This is a genomic window from Synechococcus sp. BSA11S, assembly GCF_014224355.1.
Taxonomy (GTDB): domain Bacteria; phylum Cyanobacteriota; class Cyanobacteriia; order PCC-6307; family Cyanobiaceae; genus Regnicoccus_A.
The window spans coordinates 1-18,915 of sequence record NZ_VNWP01000005.1 but is presented as its reverse complement, the minus strand read 5'-3'; the positions used below and the strand labels follow the sequence as shown (position 1 = coordinate 18,915).

At 62.7% G+C, this 18,915-nt stretch carries 17 protein-coding genes; 15 read left to right on the top strand and 2 right to left on the bottom strand.

Annotated features, from left to right (window positions below; translation table 11 throughout):
- Nucleotides 1-26: 26 nt before the first annotated feature.
- Nucleotides 27-995, bottom strand: a complete 969-nt coding sequence (holA, locus tag FPZ61_RS05855) for a DNA polymerase III subunit delta (protein WP_185464730.1) — start codon at nucleotides 993-995, stop codon at nucleotides 27-29.
- Here holA and FPZ61_RS05850 point away from each other — a divergent pair.
- Nucleotides 994-1,623 (top strand): precorrin-8X methylmutase, encoded by a 630-nt coding sequence (locus FPZ61_RS05850; RefSeq protein WP_185464729.1) that lies wholly within the window; start codon nucleotides 994-996, stop codon nucleotides 1,621-1,623. The genes holA and FPZ61_RS05850 overlap by 2 nt on opposite strands.
- Here FPZ61_RS05850 and mutS read toward each other — a convergent pair.
- Nucleotides 1,608-4,343: a DNA mismatch repair protein MutS gene (gene mutS, locus FPZ61_RS05845; RefSeq protein WP_370594269.1), complete on the bottom strand. Its 2,736-nt coding sequence runs from the start codon at nucleotides 4,341-4,343 to the stop codon at nucleotides 1,608-1,610. The genes FPZ61_RS05850 and mutS overlap by 16 nt on opposite strands.
- Before the next feature lie 180 nt (nucleotides 4,344-4,523).
- On the opposite strand from mutS, the gene psbZ reads away from it, so the two are divergent.
- The 14 genes from psbZ to FPZ61_RS05775 all read left to right on the top strand — a co-directional run bounded on the left by psbZ (nucleotide 4,524) and on the right by FPZ61_RS05775 (nucleotide 18,127).
- Nucleotides 4,524-4,712, top strand: coding sequence for a photosystem II reaction center protein PsbZ (gene psbZ, locus FPZ61_RS05840; RefSeq protein ID WP_094554848.1), 189 nt, complete (start codon nucleotides 4,524-4,526; stop codon nucleotides 4,710-4,712).
- Nucleotides 4,713-4,717: 5 nt separating this feature from the next.
- On the top strand, nucleotides 4,718-5,209 hold the full coding sequence (ribH, locus tag FPZ61_RS05835; protein WP_185464727.1) for a 6,7-dimethyl-8-ribityllumazine synthase: 492 nt from the start codon (nucleotides 4,718-4,720) through the stop codon (nucleotides 5,207-5,209).
- Between the two features lie 5 nt (nucleotides 5,210-5,214).
- The gene (locus FPZ61_RS05830) at nucleotides 5,215-6,012 is read left to right on the top strand and encodes an ABC transporter ATP-binding protein (RefSeq protein WP_185464726.1); all 798 of its coding nucleotides are present in this window, start codon (nucleotides 5,215-5,217) and stop codon (nucleotides 6,010-6,012) included.
- A gap of 27 nt (nucleotides 6,013-6,039) precedes the next feature.
- Entirely contained in the window at nucleotides 6,040-6,843 is an 804-nt protein-coding gene (locus FPZ61_RS05825; RefSeq protein WP_255441417.1) for an ABC transporter permease, read from the top strand.
- Between the two features lie 3 nt (nucleotides 6,844-6,846).
- Entirely contained in the window at nucleotides 6,847-7,614 is a 768-nt protein-coding gene (rfbF, locus tag FPZ61_RS05820) for a glucose-1-phosphate cytidylyltransferase (RefSeq protein ID WP_185464724.1), read from the top strand.
- Nucleotides 7,608-8,744, top strand: coding sequence for a CDP-glucose 4,6-dehydratase (rfbG, locus tag FPZ61_RS05815; protein WP_185464904.1), 1,137 nt, complete (start codon nucleotides 7,608-7,610; stop codon nucleotides 8,742-8,744). Before rfbF ends, rfbG begins: the two co-directional genes overlap by 7 nt.
- A 30-nt stretch (nucleotides 8,745-8,774) precedes the next feature.
- Nucleotides 8,775-10,337: a lipopolysaccharide biosynthesis protein RfbH gene (gene rfbH / locus FPZ61_RS05810; RefSeq protein ID WP_255441416.1), complete on the top strand. Its 1,563-nt coding sequence runs from the start codon at nucleotides 8,775-8,777 to the stop codon at nucleotides 10,335-10,337.
- Complete coding sequence (locus FPZ61_RS05805) at nucleotides 10,334-11,035, top strand: SDR family NAD(P)-dependent oxidoreductase (RefSeq protein ID WP_185464723.1); 702 nt, start codon at nucleotides 10,334-10,336, stop codon at nucleotides 11,033-11,035. The genes rfbH and FPZ61_RS05805 overlap by 4 nt, the downstream gene beginning before the upstream one ends.
- A 24-nt stretch (nucleotides 11,036-11,059) precedes the next feature.
- Nucleotides 11,060-12,178: a 3-dehydroquinate synthase family protein gene (locus tag FPZ61_RS05800; RefSeq protein ID WP_185464722.1), complete on the top strand. Its 1,119-nt coding sequence runs from the start codon at nucleotides 11,060-11,062 to the stop codon at nucleotides 12,176-12,178.
- Nucleotides 12,175-14,001 (top strand): thiamine pyrophosphate-binding protein, encoded by a 1,827-nt coding sequence (locus tag FPZ61_RS05795; RefSeq protein WP_185464721.1) that lies wholly within the window; start codon nucleotides 12,175-12,177, stop codon nucleotides 13,999-14,001. The genes FPZ61_RS05800 and FPZ61_RS05795 overlap by 4 nt, the downstream gene beginning before the upstream one ends.
- Nucleotides 14,002-14,049: 48 nt before the next feature.
- Nucleotides 14,050-14,850, top strand: a complete 801-nt coding sequence (locus FPZ61_RS05790; RefSeq protein WP_185464720.1) for an aldolase/citrate lyase family protein — start codon at nucleotides 14,050-14,052, stop codon at nucleotides 14,848-14,850.
- 29 nt (nucleotides 14,851-14,879) lie between these two features.
- Nucleotides 14,880-15,854: an NAD-dependent epimerase/dehydratase family protein gene (locus FPZ61_RS05785; RefSeq protein ID WP_370593347.1), complete on the top strand. Its 975-nt coding sequence runs from the start codon at nucleotides 14,880-14,882 to the stop codon at nucleotides 15,852-15,854.
- Between the two features lie 145 nt (nucleotides 15,855-15,999).
- A complete protein-coding gene (locus FPZ61_RS05780) occupies nucleotides 16,000-17,148 on the top strand; it encodes a hypothetical protein (protein ID WP_185474771.1) in 1,149 nt (382 codons plus the stop codon).
- The gene (locus tag FPZ61_RS05775) at nucleotides 17,030-18,127 is read left to right on the top strand and encodes a glycosyltransferase (RefSeq protein WP_255441415.1); all 1,098 of its coding nucleotides are present in this window, start codon (nucleotides 17,030-17,032) and stop codon (nucleotides 18,125-18,127) included. The genes FPZ61_RS05780 and FPZ61_RS05775 overlap by 119 nt, the downstream gene beginning before the upstream one ends.
- Nucleotides 18,128-18,915 lie beyond the last annotated feature (788 nt).

Sequence of the window (18,915 nt, the reverse complement as noted above, 5' to 3'; positions counted from 1 at the left end):
TCGGCAGGCGCGGTGTGATGCCGCGATTATCGGGCGGTGGCCAGCAGCATCCCGTCGCGGAAGGCCTCACCGGCCTCGGCGCCCCGTTTCAGGGCGGCCTCCACCTCCAGCACCCGGGCCAGCAGGGTCAGCAGACGGGCCGGGGTTCGTCCGCGGATCTGCCGGCGCATCACGTAGATGCGTTTGGGGTTGCCGATGCCGGCGGCCTTGGCGATCACGGCCACGTCCTGCTCGCCGCGGCTCTCCAGCAGGCAGACCCACAGCCAGCCGCGGATCTGGCTGGTGAGGGAGGCCACCAGCCGCAGGGCCGGCTCGCCCGCCTGCAGCAGTTCGTCGACCAGGGCGATCGCCGCGCCGGCATTGCCCTCCAGCAGGGCATCGCCCACCGCCAGGCTGGTGGTGCTGTGTCCGCCCACCAGGGCCGCCACGGCCGCCGCCTGCACCGGTGCCTGGCCGCTGTAGAGGGCCAGCTTCTCCAGCTCGCTGCTCAGCCGGGCACTGTCGCTGCCGATCGCTTCCGCCAGGGCTTCGGCGGCCCCGGGCGCCAGGGTCACCCCCAGCTCCCCTGCCGTGCGCGTCACCAGCGCCACCTGGCCGGCCCCATCCCAGGCGGAGGGGAGCTGAAAGCTCGTCTCCTGGGCCCGCTGCCGCAGGGCCTTGGTGGTGCGCAGCCGGGCATCGGGTTTGCCGCTGCTCACCAGCACCAGGTGGCAGCTGTCGGGAATCAGCTCCAGGCAGGCCTCCAGCTGCTGGGCCAGCTCGGCGGGGCAGCTGCTGGTGAAGGGGCTGCGCTGCAGCAGCACCAGCCGGGCACCGCTGCCGAAGGGCGGGGTGCGGGCCTCACTCAGGGCCTGTGCCGCCTGGGCGGCATCGGAGCCATCGAGGCGGCTGAGGTTGATGCTGTGCCAGGCCGGGTCCACCTCCTTGCTGATCAGCTGCTCGATCGCCCGGGTCCGGGCGGCCTCGTCGTCGCCCCAGTAGAGATGGATCGGCATGGGGCCCGGCGTGGATCTGGATCATCCGATCTTCACTGAAAGTGTGCGGCGCATCCGCCAGTGGCTCGGGCCCACCGGCCTGGATCCCGTCGAGCAGGAGGTGCTGGAGCGCCTGGTGCACAGCAGTGGCGACCTCACCATCGCCGCCGATCTCCGTTTCAGCGCCGGCGCCTGCGCACGGGGACAGGAGGCCCTGGCCGCGGGGGCGGTGATCCTCACCGACACGGCCATGGCGGCCGCGGCCGTGTCGCCGATGGCCGGGCGCACCTTCGCCAACCCGGTGCGCAGCATCCTGGAGTGGGCGCCGGATGTGGCGCCGCCCGGCGGCACCCGCACGGCCGAGGGCATGGCGGCGGCCCTGGCGGCCTGCCCCGGGGCGGTGGTGCTGATCGGCAGTGCCCCCACCGCCCTGGAGCGCCTGCTCGATCAGGCCGGCGGCCCGCTGCGGCCGGCCCTGGTGATCGGCATGCCGGTGGGCTTCGTGGGGGTGGCGGAGAGCAAGCGGCGGCTGGCTGCCAGCGATCTGCCCCAGATCCGGCTCGAGGGGAGCAGGGGTGGTGCGGGCCTGGTGGCGGCCTGCTGCAACGCCCTGCTGCGCCGGGCCTGGCTGGATCAGGCCGCGGCCTGAAGCCCCACGGCCACGTGGCTGTTGGCCTCGATCCTCCCCAGCACCTGGCGGGCCCGCTGCACCACCTGGGGGGGCACGCCCGCCAGCCGGGCCGCCTCGATGCCGTAACTGCGGCTGGCGCCGCCCGGACGCACCTGATGCAGAAAGAGCAGGCGGTCGCCCGTTTCCTCCACCAGCACCTGATAGTTGGCGACGCCCGGCAGCAGCGAGGCCAGTTCGTTGAGCTCGTGGTAATGGGTGGCGAACACCGCCCGGGCCCGCAGCCCGGCCGCCAGATGTTCCGCCACGGCCCAGGCGATCGAGAGGCCATCGAAGGTGGCGGTGCCGCGGCCGATCTCATCGAGCAGCACCAGGGAGCGGTCGGTGGCGTGGTGCAGGATGTTGGCGGTTTCGGCCATCTCCACCATGAAGGTGGACTGCCCGCTGGCCAGATCATCGACGGCCCCCACCCGGGTGAAGATGCGATCGGCCAGGCCGAGGCGCGCCGATCGGGCCGGGATCCAGCTGCCGATCTGGGCCATCAGCTGCAGCAACCCGTTCTGGCGCAGGTAGCAGCTCTTGCCGCTGGCGTTCGGCCCGGTGAGCACCACCAGGTCGGGGCGCCCCTGCTCGCCCAGGTGCAGGTCGTTGGCGCTGAACGACTCCTCCACCAGCAGTTGCTCCACCACCGGGTGCCGTCCCGCCTCCACCTCCAGGCAGCGGCTGTGCTCCAGCTGGGGGCGGCAGTAGCCGAAGCAGGCCGCCACCTCCGCCAGGGAGGCCAGGGCGTCGAGGCCGGCGACATGCCGGGCGGCCCGGCGGATCGGTGCGGCCAGCTCCCCCACCTGCTGGCGCAGCTGGTTGAACAGCTCGTATTCCCGCTGGGCCGCCCGGGCCCGCAGCTGCAGGATGCGACCCTCGCGGGCCTTGAGCTCGGGCGTGACGAAGCGCTCCTCGTTGGCCAGGGTCTGACGCCGGATCCAGTGCTCGGGCACCCGGGCGGCCCTGGCCCGGCTCACCGAGAGGAAGTAGCCGAAGCTGCGGTGGAACTGCAGCCGCAGGGCGGGGATGCCGCTGAGGCGGCGCTCCTCCTGTTCCTGGGCGGCCAGCCATTGATTCTGGTCGTCGAGCCGGTTGCGCAGCCCATCGAGGCGGTCGTCGACTCCATCGTGGATCAGCCCCCCCTCGCTGAGGCTGAGCGGAGGCGCGTCCCCCAGCGTGTGGCGCACCAGGGCCGCCAGCTGCTCCAGCTCCGGATCGGCCTGCCGCAGGGGTCCGAAGGCGGCCGCGGCCACGGGATCCAGCAGGGCGGCGAGGCGGGGCAGGCGCTCCAGCCCATCGGCGAGGGCCACCAGGTCGCGGGCGGAGGCGCTGCCCGCTCCGGCGCGGCCCGCCAGCCGCTCCAGGTCGCCCATGGGCCGCAGCAGCCGGCGCAGGGCCAGGCGCAGGCTGCGCTCCTGCACCAGCACTCCGATGCCCTCCTGGCGCCGCTCGATCGCCTCGAGATCCATCAGCGGGGCCTCCAGCCAGCGGCGCAGCGCCCGGGCGCCCATGGCGGTCATGGTGCGATCCAGGGCCCAGAGCAGCGACCCCTGAAACTGTCCGTCCCGCTGGGGCTGGGTGATCTCCAGGTTGCGGCGGGTCTGGGCATCGAGCACCAGCTGATCGCTGCGCTGGCGGAGGGTGGGCCGATCCAGGGGGATGCGGCCGGCGGTGGTGGCGGCAGCCGGGTCGTCCGTGGCGGGCTGGGTGTCATCGAGGTAGCGCACCAGACCGCCGGCGGCCCTCAGGGCCAGGGGCGCCTCGCCAAGACCAAGGCCCTCGAGGCTGGCCAGCCCGTAGCGCTCCAGCAGGGTGCGGCGCGCCTCCGGCAGGGTGAAGGGGGTGAGCGGCAGCGGCGTGCGCTGGATCGACTCCGGTGCCCAGGCCGGCTCGCCCGGCTCGAGCGTGGGCCAGAGCAGCTCGGCCGGCTGCCGCTGCAGGAGGTCCTGGTGCAGCTGATCGCTGCCGTGGCCCTGGATCAGCTGGAAGTCGCCGGTGCTCACGTCAGCCACCGCCAGCCCCCACTGGCCCTGCTCCAGCACCACGGCCGCCAGCCAGTTGTTGCGGCGGGCCGCCAGCATTCCCTCCTCCAGCACGGTGCCGGGGGTGAGCACGCGGGTGATTCCCCGCCGCAGCAGGGCGCCCGGGGCCGGGGTGCTCTCCAGCTGGTCGCAGAGGGCCACGGCAAGGCCGCGGCGCACCAGCTCAGCGCAGTAGCGCTCGGCGGCGTGGTGGGGGATGCCGGCCATCGGCACCCGCCCGATCCGCTTGCCCCCCTCCTTGCCGGTGAGGGTGAGCTCCAGCAGCCGCGACACGCGGATGGCGTCCTCGAAGAAGCACTCGTAGAAGTCGCCGAGGCGGTAGAGCAGCACCCTCTCGGGGTGGGCCAGCTTCAGCTCCACGTAGTGGCGCAGCACCGGCGGCAGCGCCTCGGGATCCACCAGGCCGTGGTGGTGCCAGGGGGGCAGTGGCTCCGTGGGCTCCGCCGAGTCGCTGGACTCCCCGTCCTCCTCGGCGGTCCCGGCGCCGTCCTCCCTGGGAGCGGCCTGCCTGGCCGGACGGCGCCGGGGCCGGGCGGCGGCCTCCGCCACCAGCGCGTCGTCGTCGCTCTCGCCGGCAAGGCTGCCTGAGGCGGCTGTCGGGGCCTCCAGGCCCAGGGCGGCCACCAGCGAGAGCTGTTCGTCCGGCGGCGCGGCCACGGCGTGCACAGGGGCTGGGGCGATCGTAGGAGGGCCGCGCGGTCAGCTTCCCGGGCGGCTCCCACAACTTGTGAAGGATGGCCGGGGCGGGCCAGGAAATCCCGGAAGCCCCATGGGAGAATCCAGCCACTGCCTGCCCAGGCCCGTGAGCCAGGGACCGCGCACCCCGACCTCCCAACCATGCAGATCCTCAACACCCTCACCGTTCTGGCCCTGGTGGTGATGTCGTTTGCCCTTGTGGTGGCAGTCCCGGTGCTCTACGCCAGCACCGACGACAGCGGCCGCTCCAACCGTCTGATTCTGCTGGGCGGTGCCGCCTGGGTGGCCCTGGTGCTGCTCAACTGGGGCATGAGCTATTTCGTGGTCTGAGTCCATTGACCGTTTTTGAAGGTCGCTTCACCGACGTCAGCGGCCTGCGCATCGGCATCGTGGTCGGTCGTTTCAACGACCTGGTCACCGCCAAGCTGCTCAGCGCCTGCCTGGATGGCCTCTCGCGCCACGGCATCGACACCGGCCCCGGCAGCGAGCAGCTGGATCTGGCCTGGGTGCCCGGCAGCTTCGAGATTCCCCTGGTGGCCCAGCGCCTGGCGGCCACGGGCCGCTACCAGGTGCTGATCACCCTCGGGGCCGTGATCAAGGGCGACACCCCCCACTTCGACTACGTCTGCGCCGAGGTGAGCAAGGGGGTGGCGGCGGTCTCCCGCAGCACCGGCGTGCCGGTGATCTTCGGTGTGCTCACCACCGACACCATGCAGCAGGCCCTCGAGCGGGCCGGCATCAAGAGCAACCTGGGCTGGAGCTATGCCCTGCAGGCCCTGGAGATGGGCAGCCTGATGCAGGTGTTGCCTCCCGTGGCTGCCCTATGAGTGACATGGTGACTATCCCTGTCGACCAGCGGTCCCCTGCTGCCATCAACGATCAGCCGCTGGTTGAGCTGGACGGGGTCTGCCTTGACATTCCCGTGGAGGGCGTCGGCAGCCGTTCTCTCAAGGCGGCACTGGTGGGTGGCCTAACCGGAGGGCTGCTCAACCGCGGTAAGAGTGGTGGAGTGTCGGTTCGCGCCCTCAACGACCTCAGCTTCACGATCCACAAGGGTGAGCGGGTGGCGCTGCTGGGCCACAACGGAGCGGGTAAATCCACCCTGCTGCGCCTTCTCTCCGATGTGTACCGACCCAGTAGCGGACGCATTCGTCGTTATGAGCAGGTGGTGCCGCTGATCAACAAGAGTTTCTGGGTCGACACTGATCTCAGCGGCCGCCACGCCGCCAAGGCTCACTACCTGCTCAATCGCAACACGATCGAGGGATTCAGCTGCTTTCTTGAAGAACTCACCGCGTTCACCGAACTGGCTGATTTCATCAATCTGCCGATCCGCACCTACAGCGATGGCATGCGCACCCGCCTTCAGTTCGGCCTCCTCACCGCCTTTCGCCACGAGGCCCTCGCTCTCGATGAAGGGATTGGCGCCGGTGACCAGTGGTTTCTCTCCAGGGCCAAGCACCAGCTCACCCGCTTTCTGGGGGAGGTAGGCACCTTGATCCTCGCGTCCCACTCCAACGATCTTCTCGCACAGTTCTGCAGCCGCGGACTGGTGCTCAGTCACGGCCACCTGGTGTTCGATGGTCCTCTGGACCAGGCGATTGAGGCCTACACCCAGAGGCCAGGCTGAGCGATGCAGACACCAATCCCTGGGGACATGGGCCTGCGGGAAGCCAATCCGGCCACGGGTCAGGGCCTTTTCTTTGCGTTTCGAACGGCACGGGCCTGGTGGTACAGCGCTTGGTTGCGAACCCTGGCTCGGTTTAGCCGTACAACCCTTGGCAGCTTCTGGATGGGGCTCAGCAACCTCCTCAGCGTAGGGGTTCTTGGGGTAGTCTATGGCACGGTTTTAAATGTGCAGGACCCCATTCGCTACATCATCTATCTCGGATTAGGGATCACGATCTGGGGTCTGATCAGTATGACGTCAGTGGCTGGCAGCACGTTGTTCATGCAACGCCGTGACCAGTTGGTGAACAATGCACTACCGAGTATTTTTTACTGTCTGGAGGAATGGGCGTTCCAGCTACAAACCTTTGCCCAGGCCTTCGTGGTGATTCTGGTGGCCTTTGCCTTTTTGGATCCCGCACTCCTGCTCAATGCAGTCCGCTTCATCTGGCTGCCGATGCTAAATCTGTCGCTATTCGCGTTCTGGATCCTTGTGTTGATGGCCCTGCTTGGGGCAAGATTCAAGGATTTCGCCCAACTCATGCCTATTATCCTGCAGCTTCTTTTTTTGGTTTCTCCGATTCTCTACAAGCGGGAGGGGCTAGGCCGTCTTGGCTTGCTTGCCGACTTCAATCCTTTCTACCAGGCGCTTGCGCCTCTAAGGAATGCTTTGATCGATGGGCGGCTGCAGCTGGGGAGCGAAGTAATGTCGCTCGTCATCAATGGGCTGGGAGTTATGCTGGCGGTGTGGGCGTTGAGGCGACTCCGCTATCGTCTTCCCCTTTGGATCTGAGGTATGAAAGCGGTGATACTGGCTGGCGGGCTTGGAACCCGCATCAGCGAAGAAACTCACCTGAAGCCGAAGCCCATGGTGGAGATTGGCGGCAGACCTATCCTCTGGCATATTTTCAAAGTCTATTCGCAGCATGGAATCAATGATTTTATTGTCTGCTGCGGTTACAAGGGTTATGTGATAAAGGAGTATTTTGCTAATTATTTTCTTCATAGTAGTGATGTCACTTTTGACATGGCTACAAACAGCATGGAGGTGCACCAGCAAAACGCTGAGCCTTGGCGTGTAACCTTGGTGGATACGGGTGATTCCACTCTGACTGGTGGACGACTCAAGCGGGTGGCCAATTATCTCAACGACGGTAGTTTTTGCTTCACATATGGCGATGGCCTTGCCGACGTCGACATCACGGCCTTGATCGATTTCCACCGCCAGGAGGGCCGTTGGGCCACCCTCACCGCTGTGCAGCCTCCTGGACGCTTCGGCTCAATTGCCTTTGAGCGCGGCCGTGTGCTGTCTTTTGAGGAGAAGCCACAAGGGGATGGGGGCTGGATCAACGGTGGTTTCTTTGTGCTCGAGCCGGAGGTGCTCAGCGCCATCAGTGGCGACGACGATGTCTGGGAGCGCGACTGCCTGCCCCAGATCGCAGCTCGCCACCAACTCAACGCCTTTCAACATCACGGTTTCTGGCAGGCCATGGACACCCTGCGGGACAAGGAACTGCTCGAACGTCTCTGGCAGGAGGGCACGGCCCCGTGGAAAACATGGTGATCAGCCCCTCCTGGACCCCCGACTTCTGGCGCGGCCGGCGGGTCTGGTTGAGCGGACACACTGGTTTCAAGGGCAGCTGGTTGGTGCTCTGGCTGCTCCACTGGGGGGCAGTGGTGGAGGGCTATGCGCTGGATCCGGAGCCCCCGGTGGGAGGCCCCATGCAGCCCCTTTTCACCGAACTGGGTTTGGAGGACGCGCTGGAGCACGATCAACGCGGCGACCTGGCCGACCTGGCGCTGCTGTGTGCCCGGCTGAGGGCCTTCCGCCCCGAGGTGGTGTTCCATCTGGCCGCCCAGCCGCTGGTCCAGCGCAGTTACCAGGAACCGCTGCTCACCTGGTCCACCAACGTTATCGGCACCTGTCACGTGCTTGAGGCCCTGCGCCAGCTCGACCAGCCTTGTGTGGCGGTGATGATCACCACGGACAAGGTATACGACAACCGGGAGTGGGACTTCGGATACCGCGAGGAGGATCCGCTCGGCGGCCACGACCCCTACAGCAGCAGCAAGGGAGCGGCCGAACTGGCCATCGCCAGCTGGCGCTCCAGCTTCTGCGGCAAGGCGCCCCACCAGTGTCCCGGTCTGCGGATCGCCTCGGCCCGGGCCGGCAACGTGATTGGCGGAGGCGACTGGGCTGAGGACCGTATTGTCCCCGACGCCATCCGCGCCTTGATCGCCGAGCGCCCGATTGCAGTGCGCTCCCCCACCGCCACCCGGCCCTGGCAGCACGTGCTTGAGCCCCTTGGCGGCTACCTGTTGTTGGCGGAGCGGCTGCAGGGCCAGGCAGAAGGCGTCGGAATCGCTTCCAGGCCGGAGCAGGGCTCTCGCCTCGACACCGCCTTTAACTTCGGACCCGATCGCCAGTCCAACCAGCCCGTTTGCAATCTGGTGGAGGGTCTCCTGCAGCACTGGCCCGGTCGCTGGGAGGACCATTCCGATCCCCAGGCCCGCCACGAGGCCTCACGCCTGGATCTGAGCACCGACCGTGCCTTCCATCGCCTGGGCTGGATGCCGCGCTGGAACTTCGCAGACACGGTGGCCCAAACCGCGGGCTGGTACCTGCGCTTCAAACAGGGCGAATCGTGCCGGGCCCTGTGCCTGGAGCAGATCGAATCCTATCTGGGCTCCTGATAGGTTGCCCTTGCCTGCCGCCGCAGCACTTTGCCTTCCAGCAGCGACACGCCCACCGGCAACGAAATGCCGCCGAGCTTCGCCCAACTGGACGACCTCAAGCAGGACATTCTGCGGCTCACCCGTCAGTATGCCCGACACGCCCACCGGGCCTTCCGACCGGGCTGGGATTCCGAGCGGACCGCCTTTGATCCCGAACGGGGCGCCATTCCCTACGCGGGCCGGGTGTTTACCGAGGACGAAGTCGAAGCAGCGGTGGGCAGCACGCTGGATTTCTGGCTCACCCTCGGCGCCGAGGGTGAGGCCTTCCAGAAGGAACTGGCGGCCTTTCTGGGGGTGAAGGCTTGCCTGGCCGTGAACTCCGGCTCCTCCGCCAACCTGCTGGCGCTTTCGGCCCTGACCTCCCCACTGCTGCCCGCCGAACGGCGCCTGCAGCCCGGTGATGAGGTGATCACCTGCGCGGCCGGCTTTCCTACCACCGTCACGCCGATCCTGCAGAACGGCTGCATCCCGGTCTTCATCGACAACGACCCCTGCACCGGCAACCTGCTGGTCAGCCAGCTGGGCCAGGCCTACACCCCAGGCAGGACCAAGGCGGTGATGGCGGCCCACGCCCTCGGTAATCCCTTTGATCTGGGTGCGGTGCTGGCGTTCTGCCAGGAGCACCAGCTCTGGCTGGTGGAAGACAACTGCGACGCCCTCGGCTGCAGCTACGCCATGCCCCGGGCCCAGGCCGAAGCGCTGGGGTTCAGCGAGAACAGCCCTGGCCTCGACGCCGGTCCCAACCGGGTGATCCGCTGGACCGGCACCTGGGGCGACCTGAGCACCCAGAGCTTCTATCCGCCCCACCACCTCACGATGGGCGAAGGCGGTGCGGTGAACATCACGCGCAGCGGCCTGCTGCGACGGATTGTTGAAAGCTTTCGCGACTGGGGGCGCGACTGCTGGTGCCCCAGCGGCAAGGACAACACCTGCGGCAAGCGCTACGACTGGCAGCTGGGGGAATTGCCTCAGGGTTATGACCACAAGTACATCTATTCCCATCTGGGCTACAATCTCAAACCTCTCGACCCCCAGGCGGCGATCGGTCGGGTACAGATCCGGCGGCTGCCGGAGTTCATCGAGGCGCGCAAGCGCAACTGGCTGCGGTTGCGCCGGGGCCTTGATCCGCTGAGCCATCTGTTCCGCTTCTGCCTGCCCACCCACGCCACCGGGTTCGATGCGGCCAGCGGCAGCTTCCAGTGGGATTCCAGCGGCGCCTCCACCGACTGCAGCTGGTTCGGATTCCTGCTGCTAGTGCGCCCCGAAGCTCCGTTCAGCAGCTCCGACCTGGGCCGCCACCTGGCCGATGCCGGCGTGGGCACACGCATGCTGTTCGGTGGCAACCTGCTGCGGCAGCCGGTGTTCGTGCAGCTGCGCCACGACCGCCCCGAGGCCCTGCGCCTGGCGGTGAGCGAACTGCCAGGCGCCGATCAGTTGATGAATCAGGCCCTTTTCCTGGGTACCTACCCGGGACTCAGCGATGCAATGATCGACAGGGAGATCGCTTACATCAAAGCCTTCGTGAGCGGATTCGTTCCCGAAGTTCGATGAATCAGAATGTGCTGGTCTTCGGTGCCGGCGGTGCCCTGGGAGAGTCGATTCGACTGGCTTTGCAGGCACTCTCCTGGCAGGTCTTCACTGCCGGTCGGCCGCGCGGTGCTGATGCCGAATCCGGCCAACACACCGTGGTGGACTATGCCTCCGATCCGGATTCCAGCATCTTCCAGGGCCTTCCAGAACTCCATGGTGTGGTGTGGGCCCATGGACTCAATACCAGCGATAAAATCACAGAATTCGACGCTGGGGCGTTCGCTGATCTCTGGCAGGCCAATGTCGCTTTCATTGCTTCCAGCATGGCTGCCCTGTTGGGTGCCGGCAAACTCCATGTTGGTGCGAAGTTGTGTGTGATTAGTTCGATCTGGCAAATGGAAAGTCGACTCAGCAAGTTCTCCTACACCGTGTCAAAAGCCGCGCTCCAGGGTCTCGTCAAATCCTGTGCGCTGGATCTCGGTGAACGGGGGATCCTCATCAATGCGGTCCTGCCCGGCGTCGTCGATACACCCATGACTCGTCAGCATCTGTCCGCTGATCAGATTGACGGCTTCATTCAACAGACCGCACTTCTGCGCTTGGCGGAGCCCGTGGACATTGCTGCTGCAGTGGCATTCCTGATCGGACCGAGCAACCGTGTCATCACCGGTCAGTCCCTGATCGTGGATGGGGGCTTCCTCGGCCTCCGCCGCACCTGAACGTTCTCCGTTCCCTTCCCGTCCATGGCTCTGACCCACTCCCCGCCAGGTTTGCCGACCATCAAAATCCGCAGTTCAATGGCGGATTATGCTGTTGTTGTCCATGCATCCACGGATCTTGCCGCCTGGGAGCCATCAGGGGATTTCCTAGTGGTGGATGCATTTTTTCAGAATCGCCTCCAGGTGCCTCCGGGAGTGCCTGTTGTCTATGTGGAGGCAACGGAACAGGCGAAGTCCTACCACGCTGTTCTCACTATCTTTCTGGCTCTCAAGGAGGCTGGGCTGTCCCGATCCTCCACCCTGATAGCCATCGGCGGTGGCGTCATTCAGGACATCGCCACATTTGTGGCTTCGCTCTATATGCGTGGGATTGTCTGGTCCTATGTGCCCACCACGTTTCTGGGGATGACGGATTCCTGTCTGGGCGGGAAGAGTTCGATCAACGCAGGTCCGTATAAAAACCTTATCGGTAACTTCCATCCCCCGAGGAATATCGAGATTCTGCCCGGATTTGCGCGCTCCCTACCGCTTGTGGAAATTCGCGGTGGTGCTGCTGAAGCGGCCAAGATCGCCTGGTGCCGAGGCTCTGCCGCCTTTGAGGCTCACAGGCGCCTTGCCGAACCCCTCCTGTCGGGCACCTGGGAGGACAGCGACCTGGCAGCGCTTGTGCATGCCACGCTCACCATTAAACAGTGGTTCATCGAACGCGATGAGTTCGACAGAGCCGAGCGCCGACTCCTCAACTTCGGCCATACCTGGGGTCATGCTCTGGAATCGGCGACGGGATTTGCGGTTCCCCACGGACTTGCCGTGGCCATCGGGATGCTGGCGGCAATCGAGTTCTGCGGCCGCTCTGTTGAGCAGGAGCCATTACGACGCCATTCGCTCACATTGCTCGATGGTGTTGTGAGTTTTGCCCAGATCGACTGTTTTGATGAAACGGTCTTCAGGCAGGCCTTCAGAGGTGACAAAAAACATAGTCCCGGAATCCTCCACGTCATCGTCCCTCAGATCACTTCCAACACTGATGACCTGGGGGTTGTGGAGCGCAGGTTACCCGACGATCCGCAAAGCCTCGATGCTGTTGTAAAGGCCATGATCCGAGCTTTGCAGGATGTGGCCACTTTGGCTTCGCACCTATGAAGTACTCCGATTGCCTGTTTGATTGGCTGGTTGATATCGGCTATTCCCATTGTTATTTCGTGGCAGGGGGAAACATCATGCATCTGCTGAATTCAGCACGCCAAAGAATGGTCTGTGTGCCAACCGTTCACGAGGTTGCGGCGGTGATTGCTGCTGAGTATCACAACGCTACTCTCGATACAGGTACGGCAGCCCCGGGTGTGGGCCGGTCCCTGGCTTTGGTCACTGCGGGCCCGGGGCTGACGAACACGATTACAGGATTGGCAGGCGCCTACTTGGAAAGTCGGGAACTGCTTCTGATCGGAGGCCAAGTGAAAGTGCAGGATCTGGCTCCAGCGGGCCTCCGTCAGCTGGGAATTCAGGAAGTGGACGGTGTCTCCCTCGCGGCTCCGGTGTGCAAGGTCAGCGAGTGCCTCCGTGAACCGTTGCAGCGCGAGCCGTTTGAGACCCTTGTTCGCCAAGGCATGAGCGGCAGAAGGGGCCCCGTCTTTCTGGAGATCCCTCTGGATGTGCAGGCCGCCCAGTTTTCCTCAACGGAGTTTCGGCCTGCCCCTCTGGAGTCTTCAGCCTTGCCTGCATCCTCCAAGGATCCACCAAAGGTGTCTGCAGATGTGACTGCATCGCTCCAGATCGAGGACATTGCTTCCCGAATTTGTACAGCCAGACGTCCTGTGCTTCTGATTGGAGGGGGTGTCAGTCGGCCGTGTGCCATGCGCCTCAGGAGTGCTCTGGCATCGGTCAGCCTGCCCATCATGACCACATGGAATGGAGCGGATCGCTTCGGATCAGACCAGCCCAACTACTTTGGGCGCCCCAACACTTGGGGAATGCGATACAGCAATATATTGATTCAGCAATCGGATCTCCTGATTTCCGTTGGAACGCGTCTGGGTCTGCAGCAGACAGGGTTCAACTGGCAATCCTTCCTTCCGTTGGGAGAGATCATCCAGGTTGAGCTTGATCCGTTTGAATTGGAGAAGGCCAATCCCACTGTTGACCTGCCGATTGCTGCAGATGCAGATCTCTTTCTGGAAGCACTGATGGGGTGTCAGCTAGGTGATCACAGGGAGTGGCTTGGATTCTGCATTTCTGTCAGAGACAGGCTTCCCCTTTCTGAAGACTGTAATCTTACGCCTGAGGGGTTTCTTAATCCCTATGACTTTGCACTGACTCTTTCTCAGATCACAGGTCCTGAGGATCACATTGTTCCTTGCAGCAGTGGTGGGGCTTTCACCGTAATGATGCAGGCTTTCGAAATTCGTCATGATCAGACGATGCTGACCAACAAGGGCCTGGCCAGCATGGGATACGGACTTGCGGGAGCGATTGGTGCCAGCTTGGCGGACCCTCTTCACCGCACAGTACTGGTTGAGGGGGATGGAGGCTTCACGCAGAATCTGCAGGAGTTGGCTACGGCGTCAGTCAATAAACTGAATCTGAAAATATTTCTTTTCTGCAACAATGGCTATGCTTCGATCCGCATGACTCAAAAAAACTACTTTGATGGGGCCTACCTTGGTTGCGACATCAGTAGTGGGCTGGGTTTTCCTGATTGGCGTATGCTTGCTAAGGCCTATGGGCTTAATTGTTATCAGCTTTCGAGCGAATGGCAGGGCGATCCCAAGTTCCTGAGGCGTTGGACTCGTGAGGGTCCTGACATCTTTTTGGTTCCGCTTCACCCAGAGCAAACCTATTTCCCCAAGATTGCCAGCCGCGTCAGCGTCACTGGAGGAATGGAGTCTAACCCTCTCCACCGCATGACACCGGAACTTGATCAGGAGTTGAATTCAGTTGTTCTTCCTTACATCAGCGCTGGGTCCTGAAAAGGCTCCGCTTATGTTAGCATTCTACCTTAGCCGTAGCGCAGTTCAATGAACACGTACGAGCGGAAAATGCTTGATCTCCTCAAGTGCGGACGTGAGGAGTTTGGGGTGTTGGCCGCCAAAGCTGAATTCGAGGCGGAAGGAACCCGTGCCGATGAATTGCTGCGACTGCTTGAAATTGTCCACAAGGCCGGTGTTGGGCTTGCCTTGAAAATTGGCGGCTGCGAAGCCATCAGAGATATGCTGGAGGCCCGTCAGTTCGGGGTTCGTTACATCATTGCTCCGATGGTGGAAACTCCTTACGCACTAAGCAAATATATCGCTGCCGTCAATAAGGTGTTCACCCTTGAGGAGCAAGAGGATGTGACCTTCCTCTTCAACGTGGAAACTGTTACGGCTTTTCAGAATATTGACACTTTAGTGGACATTGCCTCCGGTAAGCCTGGTTGCGATGGCATAGTGTTTGGGCGTGTTGATTACAGCGGATCGATAGGAGTCGGTCGTGCTGGTGTCGAGTCTGAAGAGGTTACGGCGGTTGGAGAGAAAATCGGCCACCTCTGCGCAAAGCGAAATCTGGATTTTGTTGTTGGCGGTGCGGTCTCCATCGATGCTTTTGACAACCTTAGGCGTTTTGAGGCTGCCCACCTGAAGAGGTTCGAGACAAGGAAGGTTGTTTTTGATTCGTCTGCTCTCTCCATTCTAAACCTTTCTCAGGGCCTTCGCAATGCAGTTCACTTCGAGTTGCTCTGGCTTCTGAATAAGCGTGAATATTACGGACTGATGTATAAAGAAGATGATGCCCGCATTGATATGCTTGAAAGTCGCTGGAAGATCCTGGAGGGAGAATAAGTCCTTTGCTGTCTGATTCTGGTTTGATTGTGGTCTCGGGGGCCACTGGCTGGGTTGGGCGCTCAGCGCTCCATGCTCTTCAGCGGCGGATGACTCCGGACGAATTCATGCAGCGAGTGCGTGCTTTTGCCAGTCGATCCAGCACACTTCCCACCACAGCGTATCCAGATCAGCTGCAGTTGAAAATTCCCGTTTATCCCCTCTCGGACCTGCCTGATCTGGCGATGAGTGGCCGGATCAGTGCCTTTTTTCATGCGGCCTTCCTCACCCGGGATCGTCTCGGCTCGATGGAAAAGGAACGATACGTTGCCATCAATCGCGGCATCACTGCACAGGTTCTCCGGGCTCTCGAACTGGCCCCTGCTGCCAGGGTTGTCGTCGTCTCCTCTGGAGCAGCCGCAGTCCATGCCTCATGTTCTGATCCAGAGAGGAGCTTGCTCGACGACCCCTATGGTGTGCTCAAGCTAGAGGAGGAAAGGCTTCTGGCTCGGAACCGTTCGGCTCTCGTTCTGCGGATTTACGCCCTTTCCGGTCGTTTCATCCGAGATCCGGCGCGTTTCGCCCTTGGCGACTTTCTTCTCAAGGCGCAGCAGCGCTTACCGATTCGCATCAACTCACCTGCTCCGGTGTGGCGTAGTTATGGAAATGCCGGTGATATCACCGCTTTGGCTTGGGCCTGGTTGCTCTCTGCCGAGCCCCCTGCGTTGGGGCAACTTGATGCTGTTACGCATCATGTAAGTCTGGAACAGCTGGCGGAATCGGTGTGCAGGATCTATCGTCTGCCCCCTGTGATTTCCCGGCTCGACACTACCGCGCCTGCCCAGAGCTATGGGGCCGACACCGAGCCGTTCCTTGCAGCTCTGACCAGATTTGATCAGAATCCCCACAGCCTCGAAGAACAGATCATTGATACCGGTGTGGGTTTAGGGCTGGCCGCGCCGCCTTGGCCAGAGAACGGGCGACCCACTCCCCTAAGCTGTTCCCCGCTTCGTATCGATCTCTGAAGCGATACAACGGCGGGCATCCTGGCTGTGCTTCATCCACCCTGTAGCAGTGTTGACCGTGAGTTTGCCCCGCAGTATCGTTTTCCTCTCACCGACGGAACTGAATCCCCGCAGTAACGGTCACTCCTGCATTCTCACATTGGCCATGGAGTTGAAGGACGCCGGGCACGATGTCTGCCTATTGCCTTATCAGCCTTATCGCTTTTACCGACGTTACTGGCCAAAGCTCCACCAACGCTTTCGGCAGTTTCGTTTCATTGCCCATTTCCGGGAGGCGCCGGAGGGGAGCCTCCTGGTGGTGCCGGAATCTGCCCCGAGGGGTTTGCTCAAGAAGGCTCGACCATATTTCCAGCAGGTGCTGTGGTGGGTACTGGCTCCCAGTGGTCTGCTGACCACCTACAAGCCAGCGATGCGTCCAGGGGATCTGATGCTGCCCTTTTCTACTTTTGCGTTTCCTTGTCACCCGAACTACCTGTTCATTCATCCCCCTGCCGATGCCGAACTCACCAAGGCGAATGGCTCCTATCGCCCCCATCGCCAGCAGCTCAGATCTGTTTGCTTCTATACCGGTAAGGGCAGGCTTAAAGCCCTGCCTAGGCCCCTGCATCGTGCCCTGCTGGGATTGAACATACGGTTGATCACGCGGGACTATCCCTCTACTCGGAAGGGACTGATTAACTTGATGGCTGATTCGCGGGGGTTGATCAGCTTTGATCCGCTCACCAACATCTTCCTGGAGGCCGCGAATCTGGGCCTTCCTGTGTACCTGACGAGCAATCCGTTTCCCCCGTCCTGCTTCAACGAGTTTCTCGTGGATCTCTCCACCTATGTCACCGATGATGCCGAGTGCTTCATTGATAGGCTGGGTGCCGATGGCCCTCCCCAAAAGCTTTCTCTGCTGCGCTTCCGTTCTGTGAATCGAAAGGCAGTTGCTTTGATTCAGCAGCTATTCACTGATCCGGTGCTGATGGAATCGCTGCGTATCGGCCCGGACACACTTCAATCCATCGATCATTACTGCCAGTCGATCAAAGATACCCGTACGATTCAGACGGTGTTCAACGGCACAGCACTTTCCTCCGGCTTCGCCCGCCTGTATGTACGCACACTCAAGCTGCCCTACTGGACCCATAGCGCTCTCTGCCTGCTGCTGAATCTGATCGATCGGGTGGCGGATGTGCTGGGCGCCATCGGCCTATTCCGGTTGCTGCAGCCGTTCATCGTCTTCTTCAGCACCCGCCTGTTCAGCTTCGGTTCGAGGCTGCGCCGCCTGCCGCCGATCTCCTGGTTCTGACCCCTTGTCCAACCTCCTCACCATCTGGATTCCCACGTATCAGCGGGAAGCGTCGTTGCTGGAGCTGCTGCATTCCCTCGAGCAGGCGGGACTGGCAGCAATTGCTGATGTGATTGTGTCAGACAATGATCCGGTCTCGAGTCTTGGCCATTCCCTGCAGTTCCAGGGGCACTCGCTCAGCTATCGGCGCAACGTCGCCAACCTCTCGGCGGGGGTGAACTTCCTGCGGGCTTTTGAGGTGGTGACCACCCCCTGGTTGATGATCGTGGGCGACGACGACTTCTTCACACCAGCGGCGCGGGACATTCTCATCCAGACGATCGACGACCTGCCGGAGGACATCACCGCAGTGAAGTACGACTCTGGATTGTTCGGTCGTCAGTCTGCCTGCACGGTGACGGCCTTGAGCGGATACCTTGACACCATGTTGGCCGCTGATTATCCACAGGCGTTCAATAATCTGTTGCTGGTGTCTAACTGGCTGTTTCGCACAGCCCCTTGCCGCCGCCATCTGGCCACGGCCTATCTTGGCTATTCCACCAAATTTTCCCACCTGCTGCCGCCTCTGAAGGCCTGTGCCCAGGATGGTTATCGGCTGATGTTCTCGCCGCTGCGGCCGGTGTCCCACGGTGTATCCGAAGCCGGCTGGCCAAAGGCGGCCACCTGGTATGAAATGGCGATCTCACTCTCCACGTTCTGTGGCATCATCGACGCGGAGAATCGCCGCGCCCTGCAGCGGATGTTGTTCCACAGGGATTGGGCTCGCATGGTGGTGAAGTGTCTGCGGGTGCGGCCCTTCTACGGATCGCGCTCCCAAGGAGTGCGGCCTCTGACGATCCATCTGCACCTGGCTCTGTTGTCCTGGCACTATGGGCTGGTGATGGTGTTACTGGCTCCACTCCTCTGGATTCCCCAGGCCTGGTACCCCCGGATTCTGCGCCAGAAGCTCGGCGACCCAGGTCGTGTCGAGCGGTGGTGAGCAGGCTGGATAGGAGGGCGAACAGCTCATCCTGCTTCCCTTCATCTGGCGGCGATAGAAGCAACGCTCCTGCCGTACACATAACTTCAACCGCGCTTCAGGCGTTACTGCCCTTTCACCCGTGCGACCACGGTGGCCAGGAGCAGATTGAGCAGGCCAGAACCATGCGCTGCAATCCTCACCTCAGCAAAGGTCCCAGTATTCGAAGGCGAAGGCAGGCGAGAGCCGCCGGCCACGAGCAGGGCCTGCTGGCACAGCCCCACCGTCTGGTGGGCTCAGGGGGGGCAGGGCAACCAGAGCCTGAATTCGGCTGGATCGGCGGGCGTGCGGTGGGAACTGAACCGGCCACTGGCTTCATCCAACTCGATCGACTGTCAGCCGACCACCGCGGCCTCCGGATGGACCTCCAACCCTTCGACTACGGCCGCCGTGTGATTTCCGGGGTAGAGATTGTCGCTGTCAGTCCTGAGGATCCAGGTTCCGAGGCCCAAGGTGGCCACGATCTGAAGCGGTGCACCGATCCTGGCCGATTGGGGTTGGTTCCAGCAGCCGGATCGGCAGGAGACTGTTGCCGATCCAGGGAGCCCAGGGTGGTGGCGAGAAAGACTGGCCACTCCGAGAGGGCCAAGGGCATCATCCAGCTAAACAAAGGTTGGCCGGTGTGAGGTGGGTGCCTTTTACTGGACAGTTCTGGCCCCTGACATCGTTAACTCCGGACGGGAGGAACAGGGTTTGGTCTCAGTATAGACCTCATTGGGAGTCTTGCCTCCAAGGGAGCTATGAGGCCT